We start from the raw sequence: 17,110 nt of genomic DNA, 5'->3' as shown, positions 1-17,110 counted from the left end.
GGTTAACAGCTATGATTGATGGCTAACGATTAAGCGTTAATGCTTAATTATTAAGGCTTATGAGCAATGCTGATGACTTGCACTTATGAATAGCACTATAAATAGGGCTTATGATTTAAGAGACAGTGGTAATATAGTCGGCAACAGCTACTTTGGATACAATGACGGCGAGTAAAGTTGCTACAAACAGTAGGTGAAGCGAGCTTGACACCGTATCCGATGGTAGTGAATCGACTATATCAAACCAATGAGAAAATTATGGCGCACAAAAAGAAGAACGTTCGCAAAAAACTTTGCCCTGTCTGCGAGCGTGAGTTTAGCTGGACTAAAAAGTTGGATAAAAACTGGGAGAGCATGGTCTATTGCTCCGACCAATGCCGCCGCGTTAAAAAGTATGAAGGGCTAGATCATCAAAAAGAAGATAACTAGGCATTAACCATAGATATTAGATATACGGCACAAGGGGGCATATGATGGCACATAAAAAAGTAAACTTACCGCAAAAAACTTGCTCCGTCTGCCAGCGCCCGTTTACGTGGCGTAAAAAGTGGGAGAAGGATTGGGAGCAGGTGATTTATTGTTCTGAGCGGTGTCGGCGAGGTGAAAAGGTAAGAGTAACTAAGTGATTATCTACTTTTTAAAAGCCAAAAAATTAATCTACTCTAAGATTGGGTCTCAATATGTCATCTCACACTAATGAAAAACGCTCTCTAAAAATTTGGAATACTTTTGAGCAACAGTTAAATATTTTGCAAAGTAGAGGATTAGTTATTGAGGATTTTGAACGTTCCAAACATTATCTTTCATGCATAGGTTATTACCGTTTAAGTGGCTACTGGTATCCTTTTCGTTTGCCAATTAGTCATAAAAAACGAGATGATTTCTTCGTAGAAAATACATGTTTCAATGATGTGTTAAATATTTATCAGTTTGACAAAAAGTTGAGATTGATATGCCTAGATGCGTTAGAGCGTATTGAAATGGCTATTAGAACTGAAGTTGCGTATCTATTGGGTCGTTCAGACCCTCAAGCTCATTTGTATGGAAAATTCTTAGATGGAGATTTTACAAGATATGATAAACGTCTTGGTAAATCTAAACATGAAATTTGGTTAGAGCGTTATCATCAACAAATCAAGCGTTCCAAGAAACAGGCATTAATTCAGCATCATCTTCAATATTACAATGGCATACCTATCTGGGTAGCAGTAGAGGTAATTGATTTTGGTTCTATATCTATACTGTATTCAGGACTTAAATATAAGCATCGTCAGCAAATTGCAGAAAAATATGAAACTAGTGAGGATGTATTTACGAGTTGGATACATTCATTAAATATCGTCCGGAATATTTGTGCTCACCACTCTAGACTATGGAACACTAATATATCTAAGCCAGCTAAAAAATCAAAAGATATAAAACCTTGGCATGACTTAGATAGAAGGAAGATATTTTTCTACTTATGTCTTATGAAGCATTTTCTAAGTATTATAAATCCACGTGCAACATGGGATAAGCGAGTTGAGTTGTTACTCTTGAACTTTCCAATAGTTGCCAATGAAGCGATTTCTGAGGAAGACATGGGATTAAAAAGTTGGGAAGATTGGAACTTGTAAAGTATTGAGACAAAAGAAGACCGCCACATTTCTTATCGAGACATGCTCAGTAAGTAGAGGTAGCGGTGCTGTTGAGCGCATTATACCTAAAATTTATAGTAAGAGCAAGAAGAAAATGAACTGTTTGCTAATTCGAGTTTAAACGTTTTCCAGAGTTTTTTGTACTCTAATATCAATATTATTTATCCAACTAATCTTAAATATTTTTATCAAATTTAAAGTATTTATAATAAGGCCGCAACTTATAAAACAAACACTCACTTAGCATCTTTTTTAGCAAAGATATTCGCAACTAACGCACCACTAAAGTTATGCCATACACTAAAGATTGCGCTAGGTAAGGCCGCGACAGGGTTGAAATAAGTTGCCGCAAGGGCAGCGCCCAGACCAGAGTTTTGCATGCCCACTTCTATCATAATCGCGCGGCGTTGTCTCTCCGTAAAGCCAGACAAACGGGCGATCAAATACCCCAAGGCATAACCGGTCATATTATGTAAGGCAACCACGATAAACACGATAGCACCGCTGTCTAGAATAGTCGCTTTAGACACGGCAACCACCGCCGCTATAATAATGGAAATACCCAATACCGATACCATTGGTAATACCTCGGTGACGAAATCGATTTTTTTACCCAAAAATTTATGAAAGATAACACCTAGCAATATGGGCAAGATTACGATTTTTGTAATGGTTATCATCATACTGGCCAAATCGATATCAATCAGCTGACCCGCAAAAACACTGAGCAGAATAGGGGTCAGAAAAGGTGCAAGTAGGGTAGAGATAGAGGTAATCGCCACACTCAATGCCACATCACCTTTGGCTAAGAACGTAATCACATTACTAGACGTACCGCCAGGGCAACAGCCAACCAAGATGACACCGACCGCGATTAAAGGATCAAGGTTGAAAATGACCGTTAATAGGTAAGCGATCAACGGCATGAGCGTGAACTGTGCCAACAATCCTACCAGTACAGGTTTGGGGCGTTTGACAATTTCTAGGAAATCTTCCGTTTTGAGCGTCATGCCCATGCCAAACATAATGATGCCAAGTATGGGAACGATCAAAAAAGCCAATGAGGCAAAGAATTCAGGAAAAATAAATCCCAAAACAGCACTGACCAATGCCCAGATTGCAAAGGTTTTGCCAATCCAACTAGAAAGTAATGCAATCTGATTCATAGCCTATCTCACAAAGATAAAAATAATAGAATAGACAATAATCTAGCATGGTTCTTGTTAGTAAATGATAAAAGTATTTTGCTATTAACTTAGCGATAAGTTTGCTGAAGGTAGGCAAAATGAAATACTATAAAAAATGGCTTACCCATATTAAATGAGTAAGCCAAAAAATAACTATCAGGTTTCTATAATAGCATTAACCAATCGACTACAAATTCGGATTTAACCACTTCTCAGCAGTCTTCATATCCCAATCTTTACGCTCAGCATAGCTCTCTAACTGATCGCGGCTGATTTTGCCGACGTTGAAGTATTCACTATCAGGATGCGAGTAATAGAATCCGCTGACCGATGACGCAGGCCACATCGCATAGCTTTCGGTCAAAGTCGTACCGATAGCATCTACCGTACCGAGCCAATCAAACAATTTGCCTTTTTCGGTATGCTCAGGGCAAGCAGGGTAGCCAGGTGCAGGGCGGATGCCGACATATTTCTCTTTAATCATCTCATCATTGGTGAGTGACTCAGTTGGCTGATAGCCCCAATATTCTTTACGGATGAGCTCATGTAAATGCTCGGCAAAGGCTTCTGCTAAACGGTCAGACAGAGCCTGTACCATGATGGCATTATAGTCATCGCCTGCCGCTTTATATTGCTCAGCCAGTGCTTCTGTACCGACGATAGAGACGGTAAAGCCGCCCAAGTGGTCAGTGTGGGTGCTAGATGGCGAGATAAAGTCAGCCAAGCTAAAGTTCGGCTTGCCACTGGCTTTATCGCTTTGCTGACGCAAGTGTTCGAATTGATATTCTGCTGCGCCGCCTTTAGTAGCATGATCATAGACAGTAACGGTATCGGCACCCGTACGGCGTGCAGGCATGAGTTTAAACACCCCTTTGGCGACGATTAATTTTTCATCAATCATCTTTTGCATCAGCTCATTGGCATTATCGAACAAATCGCGTGCCGCTTCGCCGACCACATCATCTTGCAATATCTTCGGATACTTACCGACCAGTCCCCAAGAGATAAAGAATGGTGTCCAGTCGATATAAGGCATTAGCTTAGCGATTGGATAGTCATCAAATATCACTTGCCCTAGTTTATTTGGCACTGGTGGCACATATTTTTCCCAATCGTACTGAAAGCCAATTTTGACCGATTCGGCATACGTGACCTTCGCCGCTTTTGGTTGACGCTTGGCAAGGCGTTCACGTACTTTGACATACTCTTCGCGAGTTTCATCGATAAGCGCTTGACGGTATTCTTTGGAGAGCAGTTTAGTGACTACACCGACTGAGCGTGAGGCATCAGATACATAGATGACGGCATCATTTTGGTATTGTGGCTCGACTTTGACCGCAGTATGCGCTTTCGACGTCGTTGCACCGCCAATCATCAAGGGTAGCGTCATGCCGCGCTCTTGCATTTGCTTGGCGACATAGACCATCTCATCGAGACTCGGTGTAATCAGACCTGATAAGCCAATGATATCGACTTCTTCTGCGATAGCGGTATCGAGGATTTTTTCACACGGTACCATGACCCCCAGATCAACGATATCATAACCGTTACAGCCTAGCACCACGCCGACGATGTTTTTACCGATATCGTGGACGTCACCTTTGACCGTTGCCATGAGGATTTTGCCTTTCTTTTCACCCTCGACTTTTTCTGCTTCGATATACGGATTTAGCCACGCAACGGATTGTTTCATCACGCGAGCTGATTTGACCACTTGCGGTAAGAACATTTTACCGGCACCAAATAAGTCACCGACGATATTCATCCCGTCCATGAGTGGGCCTTCGATGACTTCTAGCGGCTTGGGGTATTTCTCCCATGCTTCTTTGGTATCGGCTTCGATAAAAGTAGTGATGCCTTTGACCAGTGCATGGGCGATGCGTTCTTCTACCGTGCCTTCGCGCCAGCTCATATCAACGGTGCTGTCTTTTTTCTTACCACCGTTTTGGTAGTTCTCAGCCACAGTCATCAGACGTTCGGTGGCATCTTGACCGCTCTCACCTTGGTTGCGGTTGAGCATCACATCTTCGATAGCGTCACGAGCTTCCTTTGGAATATCATCATACAGCTCAAGCATGGCAGGGTTGACGATACCCATTGTCAGACCGTTCTGAATCGCATGATAGAGGAATACGGAGTTGATGGCTTCACGGATAGGGTTACCACGGAAACTAAACGAGACGTTAGAGACACCACCCGATACCATCGCATTGGGCAAGTTATCGGTAATCCATTTGGTGGCGTTGATAAAGTCCGCACCGTAGTTGTTGTGCTCAGTGATACCAGTGGCAACGGCAAAAATGTTCGGGTCAAAAATAATGTCTTCTGATGGGAAACCAACTTCATTAACCAATACATCATAACTGCGCTGACAAATCTGAATCTTACGCTCGTAAGTATCGGCTTGACCGTCTTCATCAAATGCCATGACGATAACGGCGGCACCGTAGCGCATACAAAGCTTGGCACGCTCAACGAACTCAGTATGACCTTCTTTTAATGAGATAGAGTTGACGACGGACTTGCCTTGGATACGCTTAAGACCTTCTTCGATGATGTCCCATTTAGACGAGTCAATCATCAGCGGTACGCGGCTGATATCAGGTTCACCAGACACCAAGTTGACGAAATGAATCATCGCTTGCTTGGAGTCGAGCATGCCTTCGTCCATATTGATATCGACGATTTGCGCGCCGCCTTCGACCTGATCTCGTGCCACATCGAGCGCTTCGGTGTAGGCTTCGGTTTTAATCAAGCGTAAAAACTTTTTAGAGCCTGTCACGTTGGTACGTTCACCGACGTTGACGAACAAGCTATCTGCATTAATGGTAAATGGCTCAAGACCTGATAAACGGCAGGCAGGTGGGATATCTGGAATGACGCGCGGTGGATAATTTGCCACCATTTTAGCGATTTGGCGGATATGCTCAGGCGTCGTACCACAACAGCCACCAACGATGTTTAAGATGCCTGCTTTGGCAAAGCCTTCGAGTAGGGCGGCGGTTTGTTCTGCTGTTTCATCATATTCACCAAACTCGTTGGGCAGACCTGCGTTCGGATGCGCTGACACATAGGTATTAGCAATGTTGGATAGTGTTTGGATATGCGGACGCAGCACATCAGCACCAAGCGCACAGTTAAAGCCAACCGATAATGGCTTGGCATGGCGGATTGAATTATAAAAGGCTTCGGCAGTTTGACCTGATAGCGTTCGACCTGAGGCATCGGTAATGGTACCTGAAATCATAATTGGTAATTCAAAACCAATGTCATCAAACACGCCAGTAATGGCAAAGATTGCGGCTTTTGCATTGAGCGTATCAAATATTGTTTCGATGAGGATGAGGTCAACACCGCCTTCTATCAGGCATAAAGTCGCTTCACGGTAATTTAGTACCAACTCATCAAAGGTAATGTTACGAAAAGCTGGGTCATTGACGTCCGGTGATAGCGAGCACGTGCGTGAAGTTGGCCCCACAACACCAGCGACAAAACGCGGTTTCTCAGGTGTTTTTGCCGTAAATTCATCCGCCGCTTCACGGGCAATCTTGGCTGCTGTCTTATTCAACTCAGGCACTAGATACTGCATATCGTAGTCAGCCATCGACAGACGCGTACCGTTAAAGGTATTGGTCTCGATGATATCGGCACCAGCTAGCAGATGATCGTGATGAATGTCTTTAATCATGTGCGGCTGTGTCAGTACCAATAAATCATTGTTACCGCGTACGTCTTGATTGATATCGGCAAAACGCTCACCACGATAATCTGCTTCTTCTAATTTATAGGTCTGAATCTGTGTACCCATCGCCCCATCTAACATCAAGATGCGTGATGCCATTTGCTCGGTGATACGTGCACGTGCCGTCAGTTGCTGCTCTTTATAAGGAAACACGGCAGGTGGCGTTAAAATAAAGTCATCAGCGGATGATGGACTAGAAGTAGGATCAGATTGAGAAGTCATCGTTTGAGTCATAGGAGCGCTGCTTATATCGTCAATGTTATAAAAGGGGAAGTAATAAGAATAAGAATAATAAATAGCGTGCAATATTCATAAAAGGCGTGGGCAAATCCGCATTATTCTAGCATGAAAATCATACCTCACGTGGGACAGTACTTATTCCTCTTTGGCAATATGCTAGACAAAAAATCTGCCTATTGATTGAGTGAGCATGATGTTCAAAGTTTATGGCATTAAGCGATTAGGAACAAATGAATATCATTTCGCTTAAAGATTACATAAAGCTTTGTTTCTATAAATGAAAGCACAACGATTGTGCTTAAAAGTCAGACAGAGTTTACACCTGTACTACAAAAAGTTGCGTAAAGAGGAATTGATAAAGCTTGGTTATATGTTAATTTAATTTCAGAAGGATTGATGTTTCATAAGCAGTACTTACTAGTAAATGTTGATAGTTGTATTAGTGACATCTAACATTTATCACTATTATTAGCGCTAGTATTTGTTATAAGGAAAGACGATCTAATCTGCAAGACAGTTATAGAACAGTCAATAAATACTCAATCATTAAGGATAATGTTATGAAGCTTACTAAAATTGCTACCATCGGTACATTAGCACTCTCAATCGCTGGTTTAAGCGCTTGTAATAATATGATGCCAAGCAAAAGCGCAGCCATGAAAGCGCCTATGCACAGTCAATCTATGGCAAAAATGAATGTGGTACAAGTTGCCCAAAGTAATCCTGACTTCTCGCTACTGGTCGAAGCCGTCGTAGCGGCAGATTTGGCAGGTGCTTTGTCTAACCCGAATGCAAACTATACAATATTTGCGCCGACCAATGCCGCATTTGTACAAGTCCTGCAAGAAACAGGCATGAGCAAAGCACAACTATTTGCTAACAAGCCACTATTGACTAAGATTTTAGGCTATCACGTGATTAACGGTGCTGCGCCAGTATATGCGAAAGACGTTAAACCGGGCAATATTACTATGTTCAGTAAAGATACTCTGATGGTCACCAATCAGGGCAAATTGATGGATGAAAATGGTCGTACTACCAATATCATAAAAACCGATATTGCTGCTAATAATGGCGTAGTACATGTTATTGATAGAGTATTACTGCCCAAATAAGATGGATTTCAAAATTACAGCTAAAGAATTATATCCCTATTACTTTGTATGATGAAGCTGGTATGAGTACCAGCTACCGTCTGTGATGACATGATTATTAAATACACGCTATTTTAATTGCCAACGGTTTTAGATGAAGCTCCTTTAGATGAAATTGCTGGCATTTAGAATGTTTGAGATATTTTTTAAGCGTGTCATCATTATTGTTTAACACTACGACAATAAACGACAGTCATCTTTGTTTCTTGTTGAAAGCTTTGATCATTTAACAATTTCAATCATTCGACGGATGCTACTGACAAAGTAGATGGTTCATCTGAACTCATACATAAGGATATACTCATGCTAAAAAGAACCCTATTATCTCTGGCGCTTGCCATGACCGTTTTGCCGCTAGCCGCTTGTAATGACGATGACAATGATTTTTCAGTTGTTGTAGAAGCGCCAACACAAAATATTGCAGAAATTGCTGCTGAAAATAAAGATTTAACCATTCTTAATGCTGCGTTAAAGGCATCTGGACTTGATAAAGTTTTGATGTCATCAGAGGATGAATTTACTGTATTTGCACCCACTGATGCTGCATTCGCTGAATTATTGGAAGAGCTTGATGTGACGTCAGAAGAGTTATTGGCTGGCAAAGAGCTATTAACCATGGTCTTAACTTATCATGTTATCCCCAATATGACAGTCAAAGCTGCTGACATTCCTTATGGCGACAGTATCGAAACAGTCAATGGTCAAGCGTTCTCTATTAGTGATGCCAATGTCATTATGGATGCAAGTGGGGATACCTCTAAAATTATCAAAACAGATGTATTGGCCACTAATGGCGTCATTCACCTCATTGACGACGTATTGCTACCTACTGACAAGTCTATAGTCGATCTAGCCGTTGCCACAGAGGATCTCAGTATCCTCAAAGAGGCGGTGGTAGCAGCAGGACTGGCTGACGCCCTCGCCAATGAAGATGCTGACTTTACCGTATTTGCGCCAAACAATGCCGCTTTTGCTAAATTATTAGCTGAACTTAATATAAGTAAAGAACAGCTATTACAAGATAAGCCGCTGTTGACGAAAGTGCTCACCTATCATGTGATTAAAGACGACCGCGTCTTTGCCTCTGAAATTATGGCAGGCAGTCAAGAGATGCTGGAAGGCAGCAGTATCACATTTGACGATAAAAAACAAATTACCGATGGGAGAAATCGCACCTCTAATATCGTGACAGCGAATATACAAGCGAACAATGGAGTTGTACACGTGATCGATACAGTGTTGCTACCTAAGTAAGCATTAATCCGAAATTAATCAGTTAAAATTATAGTTATTGGTATAGCAGAGGCGACATTATTACTATTGTTTAGTTGCTATCATTTGCAACAGATAAGTGGTTCGCTGTTATATACATTAACTGGGTTAAGTTATTTGTCAAACAAGTCACTTAACAGACCATCCCTTTATAAGGAAATACTTATGTTGAAGAAAAACTTACTTTCTATCGCTGTCGTTACAGCTGCCATGTCATTAGCCGCTTGTAATGATAAAGAAGCAGCTACTGATCCTGTTGAGCCTGAAGTGACTACTGAAGAAGTGGTTGTAGAGCCCGTTGCCGAAGTTGAGCCAATGACTGAAGCCGATCCAATGGCCGATACTGCTGCGACGCAAAGCATTGCTGAAATAGCAGCTGGCAACGAAAATCTAACGATTCTAACGGCTGCATTACAAGCTGCTGGCTTAGATACAATGATGATGGATGCTGGGACTTATACGGTATTTGCACCAACTGATGATGCATTTGCTCCTGTGTTAGAGAAGCTAGGCGTTACTAAAGAAGAGCTATTAGCCGATACAGAGCTACTGAAAAAAGTACTTCCGTATCACGTAGTACCTATGGTTGTTATGGCAGCTGACATTCCTTATGGTACTGATGTTGCTACTGTAAATGGTGCTACTATCAATATTAGTGATGCTAATGTCATCACTGATGCGACTGGTAACACGGCTAATATTACTGGTACAGATATCATGGCAACGAACGGTGTGGTTCACACTATCGATGCAGTATTGATGCCTGAGTAAGTTGTTTTGATAGTCTCTTTATTGATGATTAATTAATTATTTAAATAATGACGTCGAAGGAGCCTAGCTATTGAGCTGGGCTTTTTTGCGTTTGGGGGATACCTAATGTTTACCATAGCATTGATATAAGTCAGTCGCATGAAAACGGTTTAATGTAATGGAGAGTAAGATAAATGAGCCTCTCATTGGTTCACACTAATGCAAGTTTAAAGAGTAATGATGACTTATATAAGATATCTATTGGAGGTTTATAAATGCAAAGGTTTGAAACAAAAAAGCCCGAAACGATTGTTTCGAGCTTTTGTTTTGGAGGTTTGAATAATAATCATGTTAAAGAATAATAGCTACGTTATAGAATATTACTTATGCTCTTTACGTAGTGGATCTGCTGCCATTCTTTGTTGCTCTTTTAGATGACGCTCTTCCCAATAAGGGGCGTTTTTGATGCCGAATTTTGCAGGATCAAAACTGTAGCGCTCAACACCTGCTTTACGCTGTGCTTCATAGTCTTTTAGCATAGTAAGCGTTGGACGAGCCACAATGAAGATGACCAAAATACCAACGATGTTCAACCAAGCCATAAGCCCAACACCAATATCACCAATAGCCCAAATGTAGCCAGCTGAGTTTAGGCCGCCGTAAGCAACCATCACCATGATTAAGATTTTGACTAAGAATAGACCAGTCTTGTTGGCACTGCGACCAACAAAGCGCGTTAGATAAGCAACGTTCACTTCAGCGATGTAGTAGTAAGCCAAGATAGTGGTAAAGGCAAAGAAGAAGACAGCAATAGCGATAAAGGTATTACCAAAACCACCATAAACAGATTCCATCGCCATTTGCGTGAATGCAGGGGCGTTGATTTCAGTGGTAGCAGCGACATTCTGTACGATGAACTGACCGTCTGGTAATGTTCCTTGAATGTTATAAGTACCCATGGTTAGGATCATGAAGGCAGTAGCAGAACATACTAATAGGGTATCGACATATACTGAGAATGCCTGAACCAAACCCTGCTGTGATGGATGCTCAACTTCAGCAGCAGCAGCAGCATGAGGACCTGTACCTTGACCTGCTTCATTTGAGTAAATACCACGTTTTACGCCCCAACCAATCGCTGCACCAAAACCTGCTTGAGCAGTAAAGGCATCGCTAACGATTAGACCGAATACTTGTGGAATCATATCAAAGTTAGTAAACATGATGATCAGTGCAAGAACGATATAGCCCAATGCCATAAAAGGAACGGCATACTCGGTAAACGTTGCGATACGCTTGATACCACCAAAAATGATAATACCTAATACCACAAGGATAATGGCTAAGGCTACTAGACGCATTGAGCCAACTTCTAAGGCGCCAATGCTCATAACAGACCCTTCGCCCATTACCTGTGCGAAAGCATTGATAACGCCGTTTGCCTGTACACCTGGTAAAAATATACCACAAGCGAGGATAGATGAGATTGCAAAGAGGATGCCATACCATTTTTGGCCAAGTGCACGCTCAAAATAGTAAGCTGGGCCACCGCGATATTCGCCAGTGATGACATCTTTTTCTTTATAAATCTGTGCGAGCGTAGACTCAACATAAGCAGTAGATGCACCTAAGAAGGCCACGACCCACATCCAAAATACGGCACCTGGGCCACCGAAGCCGATAGCCGCAGCTACCCCAGCGATGTTACCCATACCCACGCGTCCTGCGAGTGATACGGCAAGTGCCTGAAATGATGAAATACCTTGATCACTAGATTTACCAGTAAAGAGTAATTTGATCATTTCACCGAACAGGCGCACTTGTACGAAGCGCGTCATAATGGAATAAAATAGGCCCGCGCCCAAGCACAGATAGATCAGTGCGGGGCTCCAGATAATTCCGTTTACTAAGTTAACTAAACCTTCCATATGTATATTCCTAGTACTGTCTCAAAGTGGCTCTGTATGCTAGGAGTAAGCTAACTGGTTAACTTACTTATTTAAGTTAAGCAGTTAAATTATCTACATTGACTCATGTATATCCGTTAAGTCTCATACGCGCTTAGCCACTAAGAATGGACTGTAGTTGTCTGTAGTTATCCGCTTGGTTTATCAGTAATATTGACAGTTTGCTTAAGCTTATTACCGACGATATGCGTATCAGCATAGTTGCAAGGCGTAAGCTGTCTCAATTAATGCGACATTTATCTTATTACTTAATATCTCAGATGAATGTTCAGTAGACCAATGGATAAAACAGGCGGTTATAATATTAAATACTTATCATGCCGATAGCATTCAACTTTTGGTGAGCGGTATCGATTGACTACAGGGTTGGTGTGGATGATTGAAACGATTAAGCGAGTCTCTAATAATTGAGTAATATTTTACATAGAAATCAACAAATTGCTAATACTAATCAAGCCATAAGTCCACTACCAAATGTATTCAAACCGTACGGCTACGTAACTGCAATTTGCCATATTTTTGTAGTAATTACTAGAATTTTCTTTGTACAGAAGCATATATATTCATATTGAGTCAGGAAGATATGACTACAAATAACGATAAAATATCGTATGTTTTAACCGTTGTTAGATATCGAATCAATAGATAAAGCCACATCGACTACACAAAAATAGAGCGGTCATTCAGCGCTTATCTGTCACTCCTCTATGCTGGACAAGGTATGCACTAAAGATAATGCTAGTGGTTCGATGATATTTGTGATGTAGATATTATCAATAATAGGTAATAAAGACGAGCAATAGTCATGGGATAGCAGTGTGGTTTTGCGGTTGTGTTTTGGTAACGGCTAATTGTAAAAATACCGAGATAGCGCCATCATTGTGTAAGATATCTTATCCTATATGTTTGTTTCGTTGATAAGACGAGAGCATAGGGCGGCATACGATTGCTATCGTACTCATTAAATGCTGTTTTTATGTTTAGTGTGGCTTTAATATAAGTGATGTGCCTTTATTATAAAAAATATGCGGCTTCAATATAAATAGACATACATTTGCATGACCTCATGTATCAGCTTCAAAATACAAGCTTTAAAAAATTATTAAAAAAGTGTTACTGGCTATTTATTATTTACCATTATTAGGAGAAACAATGATGACGCGTCAATCAATTGTAAAACCCATATTGCTCGCAGCCGTGTTAGCGACGTCTACCGTTGGTCTAAGCGGTTGTGGCTACAACAACCTGCAGGCTCAAGATGAGCAAGTTACCGCGTCGTGGTCAGAAGTGGTGAACCAATATCAACGCCGCGCTGATTTGGTACCAAACTTAGTCAAAGTCGTGCAGCAGTATGCTGAACAAGAACAAGAAGTGTTTACTCAAGTAGCTGAGGCACGCTCTCGTGCTGGTAGCATTACTGTCACGCCAGAGGTACTGAATGATCCAGAAGCGATGGAGCGTTATGCAGCTGCACAGGAACAGATGACAGGTGCACTATCACGTTTGATGGCTGTCTCTGAACGTTATCCTGAGTTAAAGTCAGATGCTTTGTTCCAAGACTTACAAGCCCAGCTCGAAGGCACTGAAAACCGTATTGCCGTTGCTCGTAACCGTTATATTCAAGAAGTGCAAAGCTATAATACAACGGTGCGCCAGTTCCCAACCAACATTACAGCAAAAGTATTTGGTATGAATGCCAAGCCGAACTTTAGCGTGGCGAATGAAGACGCTATTTCAACCGCACCAAGTGTTGACTTCGGTGATGATAAGTCAGCGACAGCTGAGTAGTGGTGATTGAATAGAGATGAAAACAGAGCGGAATTTGCCGCTCTGTTTGTTTAATTTTTTATCGTTTAGCTCAGTTAGCCACTAGTTTGCTTAGCCACATTTTTAAAGGTATTGATGGATATGAATGCCTATCAAACTTAATACCAAATCCAAAAAGTACGATTAGCTATGTCAAATTTGGTTTCTTTGCTATGCTAGTTTTTGTGAATGGTATCACGTAGATTCACTCAGTACAGATGTCACTTGAGGTGGTATAGATTAGATGAACAATTCAAAAGCAATCCTATCAGTATTACTGTTCACACTCAGCATCAGTAGTGCGCCTGTGTTGTATGCTGCGCCTAATGAAGCCATTGATAGCACCTCAGACATGCAAAGTCGTAGTGTTGAGGGCTTGGTAGCGATTGCCAAAGCGGGCGAGTCTAGTGAAGCGATCAATGACGCTGTATTGGGTAATGATGCAATCAATGATGCCATTTTAGGTAATGAGGCGATCAACCCTAATGCGGCTAATAATGATGCCACAGTTGGGTCAACAGCCGCAAATCCTTCTCCTATACAGTCAAATGCACCCAGTGTCGATGCCGATAAACTCATATTAAATAATCCTGTGGTTGATCAGGCCAATATTCTAAATCCGCAAGAAAAACAGCGTCTAGAGGCGCAGCTTAGAAATATTTATAAGCAAGGTCTTGCGCAAGCAGCGGTGGTTATCGTTCCTACGACCAATGGCGTTCCTATCCTTGACTATGCTCTACAAGTAGCTGAGAAGTGGCAGCTGGGCAATAAAGACATCGATGATGGCTTACTCATGGTAGTCGCCGTCAATGACCGTGATATGTACATTTTGACGGGTTATGGACTAGAGGGTGTCTTACCAGATGCTGCCGTCAATCGTATTATTCGTGAAGATATCACGCCGTTATTTAAGCAAAATAACTATGGCACTGGGATAATAGCTGGCGTTGACGCGCTCAAAACGCGGCTGACTGCTGATCCTGAGGTATTGGCTCGTGCTGATGCGCAAGCAGCCGAGCGTAGTGCACAACAAGGTTCAGACGAGCTACCATCGCCCATATTTTTATTCATTATGGCAATGATATTTGGAAGCTTTATTACCAGTATTTTTGGTCGTGTATTTGGTTCTATTATTACTGCTGGTGGGTTTTTTGCGGGATCGTTAGCCTTAGGCGGTGGTTTTTTTATGACCGTTATCATGGCTATATTCTTATGGCTATTTTTGATTTCACGTGGCGGCGGTGGTGGTAAAGGTGGGTCTGGCGGCGGTCGTAGAGGCGGCGGCATGATATTCCTACCTGGTATGGGCGGTGGCGGTGGCTCTGGAGGTGGCGGCTTCGGCGGCGGCGGCTTCGGTGGTGGAGGCGGCGGTTTTGGCGGCGGCGGTGCTGGTGGCTCGTGGTAGACGCTTGGTAGATGCTTAAGTAAAAACAGATACTAAACGACCGTCAGCAATGACGTATTTGAGGAAATAGTAAAATGTCAGAAAACAACGCGTCAAATCCCAGTTTTGCCCGCTGGTGGCGTCAAGTCTTATTTATTCCTATATTGCATAGTAAATGGTTAACAGCAGCAGCCAAAGCACGTTTAACAGACGAGGTGACCCGTGCAGAGCGAGGGCATCGGGGTGAGGTGTTTTTGATTGTAGAAAACCATCTGCCGATTCAAGAGGCGTACTATATTGGCTGTCGCGAACGTGCGATTGAGCTGTTTAGTGAGTATCGAGTTTGGGATACTGAAGAGAATACGGGCGTCTTGGTGTATGTCAATATTTGCGAGCACCAGTTAGAGATCGTAGCTGATCGTGGTATCAGTGCTCATGTCAGCCCCACCGTTTGGCGGGCGATGTGTGATAAGGCTGTGTCAGGTATTGCCAATCAAAAAACCGAAGAAAGCCTTGCTGAATTGTTAGATGAAGTTGGGCAAGTGCTGCGTCAGTATTATCATTTGGAGCAGGATCCAGCGGGTAATGAGTTGTCTGATACTGTGGTGTTTCTGAAGTAACTTTGATGAGGGAATCTGATGGCTTGTTATTTTGCTAGCATCGTGTTCTTTTATGGGGTTTTGGCATCAATTACAATATAATAGCGCCTCTAGAAATCGAGGGTGACTGATATATTGCTCAAGCGTCTATACAGGCTTTGCATTTATAAAGGCACTTCTCAAAAGCACTCTACTACAAAAAGCCGTCACTGGAATCCTATGATTGATTTAATAAAGAAATTACCAAAAGCTGAGCTGCATTTACATATTGAAGGCTCACTAGAACCTGAGCTGATGTTTAGATTGGCCAAAAAGAACCAGATAGAGATTCCTTATAAAAATATAGAAGATGTGCGCAACGCCTACAACTTCACCAACTTGCAAACCTTTTTAGATATCTACTATGCAGGCGCAAATGTCCTGATCACTAAAGACGATTTTTATGATTTAACGTGGGAATATATACTTAAGTGTGTTGAAGATAACGTCATTCACACAGAGATATTTTTTGACCCGCAGACGCATACTGAACGAGGCATACCTTTTGAAGTGGTGATAACGGGCATCAAAGAAGCGCTTGCAGATGCCAAAGAAAAATATGGTATCACCTCTTGTATTATCATGTGTTTCCTAAGGCATTTATCACAAGAAGAAGCGTTTGAGACCTTAGAGCAAGCACTGGTATTCAAAGATGACATCATCGGTGTCGGTCTTGATTCGTCAGAGCTGAGCAATCCACCATCGAAATTCAAAGATGTCTTCAAAAAAGCTAAAGAAGCAGGTTTTAAGCTGGTCGCCCATGCTGGTGAAGAAGCAGATTTTTCGTACATTTACGAAGCACTGGACTTATTAAATATCAATAGAATCGATCATGGTGTGCAATCGATAACAAGCCCAGAGTTGATGCAAAGACTGAAAGATGAGCAAATGCCGCTGACCGTTTGCCCGAACTCAAATATTGAGCTGAAAGTCTTTGATAATTACAAAGAACACAATATCAAGGAGCTGCTAGATTATGGTCTAAATATCACCATAAACTCAGACGACCCAGCCTATTTCAAAGGTTATATGAATCAGAACTTTATAAATATATGCGAAAATTTACCGCTAACAGAAGATGATGTTGTTACTTTGGTAAAGAACTCCTTTAATGCCTCATTTATTAGTGATGAATTAAAAGCAGCATATTTGGCGAAAGTTGATCTGGCACTAAAGTAAATCAATTATGATTAGGTTTTAGTACCCGAGGCTTAACGGTTGATATCAATCGTTAAGCCTTTTCTTTTTTACACGGTATGCTTTTTAGGTTCAAGCGACTTAGGTTCAAGCGACTTAGGTTCAAGCGACTTAGGTTCAAGCGACTTAGGTTCAA

General features: G+C 41.9%; 13 protein-coding genes. 10 read left to right on the top strand and 3 right to left on the bottom strand.

The window, feature by feature from the left end; all coding sequences use genetic code 11:
- The first annotated feature begins 177 nt into the window (after positions 1-177).
- Genes I3252_RS10775 through I3252_RS10765 form a run of 3 tightly spaced genes read left to right on the top strand, consistent with a single transcriptional unit; the run spans position 178 to position 1,616 of the window.
- Positions 178-429: a DUF2256 domain-containing protein gene (locus I3252_RS10775; RefSeq protein WP_226950249.1), complete on the top strand. Its 252-nt coding sequence runs from the start codon at positions 178-180 to the stop codon at positions 427-429.
- Positions 430-473: 44 nt separating this feature from the next.
- Positions 474-626 (top strand): DUF2256 domain-containing protein, encoded by a 153-nt coding sequence (locus I3252_RS10770; protein WP_238035206.1) that lies wholly within the window; start codon positions 474-476, stop codon positions 624-626.
- A gap of 54 nt (positions 627-680) precedes the next feature.
- On the top strand, positions 681-1,616 hold the full coding sequence (locus tag I3252_RS10765) for an Abi family protein (RefSeq protein WP_238035187.1): 936 nt from the start codon (positions 681-683) through the stop codon (positions 1,614-1,616).
- A 257-nt stretch (positions 1,617-1,873) separates the two neighbouring features.
- Here the strand turns inward: I3252_RS10765 and I3252_RS10760 are convergent, their stop codons facing one another.
- Both I3252_RS10760 and metH read right to left on the bottom strand, forming a co-directional pair.
- Complete coding sequence (locus I3252_RS10760) at positions 1,874-2,803, bottom strand: bile acid:sodium symporter family protein (protein ID WP_238035186.1); 930 nt, start codon at positions 2,801-2,803, stop codon at positions 1,874-1,876.
- 208 nt (positions 2,804-3,011) lie between these two features.
- Positions 3,012-6,800, bottom strand: coding sequence for a methionine synthase (gene metH, locus I3252_RS10755; protein WP_238035185.1), 3,789 nt, complete (start codon positions 6,798-6,800; stop codon positions 3,012-3,014).
- 566 nt (positions 6,801-7,366) lie between these two features.
- On the opposite strand from metH, the gene I3252_RS10750 reads away from it, so the two are divergent.
- The 3 genes from I3252_RS10750 (at position 7,367) to I3252_RS10740 (ending at position 10,003) form a co-directional block, all read left to right on the top strand.
- Positions 7,367-7,921 (top strand): fasciclin domain-containing protein, encoded by a 555-nt coding sequence (locus tag I3252_RS10750; protein ID WP_045447723.1) that lies wholly within the window; start codon positions 7,367-7,369, stop codon positions 7,919-7,921.
- 342 nt (positions 7,922-8,263) lie between these two features.
- Positions 8,264-9,214 (top strand): fasciclin domain-containing protein, encoded by a 951-nt coding sequence (locus I3252_RS10745; protein ID WP_238035184.1) that lies wholly within the window; start codon positions 8,264-8,266, stop codon positions 9,212-9,214.
- Positions 9,215-9,397: 183 nt separating this feature from the next.
- On the top strand, positions 9,398-10,003 hold the full coding sequence (locus I3252_RS10740) for a fasciclin domain-containing protein (protein WP_238035183.1): 606 nt from the start codon (positions 9,398-9,400) through the stop codon (positions 10,001-10,003).
- Positions 10,004-10,362: 359 nt separating this feature from the next.
- Here the strand turns inward: I3252_RS10740 and I3252_RS10735 are convergent, their stop codons facing one another.
- Positions 10,363-11,910, bottom strand: coding sequence for an alanine/glycine:cation symporter family protein (locus I3252_RS10735; RefSeq protein WP_055125213.1), 1,548 nt, complete (start codon positions 11,908-11,910; stop codon positions 10,363-10,365).
- A 1,194-nt stretch (positions 11,911-13,104) separates the two neighbouring features.
- Between I3252_RS10735 and I3252_RS10730 the strand changes: the two genes are divergently transcribed.
- The 4 genes from I3252_RS10730 to I3252_RS10715 all read left to right on the top strand — a co-directional run bounded on the left by I3252_RS10730 (position 13,105) and on the right by I3252_RS10715 (position 16,956).
- Positions 13,105-13,737 carry a LemA family protein gene (locus I3252_RS10730; RefSeq protein WP_045456163.1) on the top strand — a complete coding sequence of 211 codons (633 nt, stop codon included), beginning with the start codon at positions 13,105-13,107 and terminating at the stop codon, positions 13,735-13,737.
- Positions 13,738-13,999: 262 nt separating this feature from the next.
- Entirely contained in the window at positions 14,000-15,160 is a 1,161-nt protein-coding gene (locus I3252_RS10725) for a TPM domain-containing protein (protein WP_238035182.1), read from the top strand.
- Between the two features lie 74 nt (positions 15,161-15,234).
- Positions 15,235-15,759, top strand: coding sequence for a TPM domain-containing protein (locus tag I3252_RS10720; protein WP_045456157.1), 525 nt, complete (start codon positions 15,235-15,237; stop codon positions 15,757-15,759).
- A gap of 198 nt (positions 15,760-15,957) precedes the next feature.
- The gene (locus I3252_RS10715; protein WP_238035181.1) at positions 15,958-16,956 is read left to right on the top strand and encodes an adenosine deaminase; all 999 of its coding nucleotides are present in this window, start codon (positions 15,958-15,960) and stop codon (positions 16,954-16,956) included.
- Positions 16,957-17,110 lie beyond the last annotated feature (154 nt).

Source organism: Psychrobacter sp. Ps4 (assembly GCF_022129285.1).
Lineage (GTDB): Bacteria > Pseudomonadota > Gammaproteobacteria > Pseudomonadales > Moraxellaceae > Psychrobacter > Psychrobacter immobilis_A.
The sequence above is the reverse complement of the archived record's forward strand: the minus strand, read 5'-3'. Positions and strand labels throughout refer to the sequence as shown.

What these genes read in the sequence shown, in the direction of transcription:
- I3252_RS10770 (WP_238035206.1), top strand. Translation starts at nt 474, where the DNA reads ATGGCACATAAAAAAGTAAACTTACCGCAAAAAACTTGCTCCGTCTGC.
- I3252_RS10765 (WP_238035187.1), top strand. Translation starts at nt 681, where the DNA reads ATGTCATCTCACACTAATGAAAAACGCTCTCTAAAAATTTGGAATACT.
- I3252_RS10760 (WP_238035186.1), bottom strand. Translation starts at nt 2,803, where the DNA reads ATGAATCAGATTGCATTACTTTCTAGTTGGATTGGCAAAACCTTTGCA.
- metH (WP_238035185.1), bottom strand. Translation starts at nt 6,800, where the DNA reads ATGACTCAAACGATGACTTCTCAATCTGATCCTACTTCTAGTCCATCA.
- I3252_RS10750 (WP_045447723.1), top strand. Translation starts at nt 7,367, where the DNA reads ATGAAGCTTACTAAAATTGCTACCATCGGTACATTAGCACTCTCAATC.
- I3252_RS10745 (WP_238035184.1), top strand. Translation starts at nt 8,264, where the DNA reads ATGCTAAAAAGAACCCTATTATCTCTGGCGCTTGCCATGACCGTTTTG.
- I3252_RS10740 (WP_238035183.1), top strand. Translation starts at nt 9,398, where the DNA reads ATGTTGAAGAAAAACTTACTTTCTATCGCTGTCGTTACAGCTGCCATG.
- I3252_RS10735 (WP_055125213.1), bottom strand. Translation starts at nt 11,910, where the DNA reads ATGGAAGGTTTAGTTAACTTAGTAAACGGAATTATCTGGAGCCCCGCA.
- I3252_RS10730 (WP_045456163.1), top strand. Translation starts at nt 13,105, where the DNA reads ATGACGCGTCAATCAATTGTAAAACCCATATTGCTCGCAGCCGTGTTA.
- I3252_RS10725 (WP_238035182.1), top strand. Translation starts at nt 14,000, where the DNA reads ATGAACAATTCAAAAGCAATCCTATCAGTATTACTGTTCACACTCAGC.
- I3252_RS10720 (WP_045456157.1), top strand. Translation starts at nt 15,235, where the DNA reads ATGTCAGAAAACAACGCGTCAAATCCCAGTTTTGCCCGCTGGTGGCGT.
- I3252_RS10715 (WP_238035181.1), top strand. Translation starts at nt 15,958, where the DNA reads ATGATTGATTTAATAAAGAAATTACCAAAAGCTGAGCTGCATTTACAT.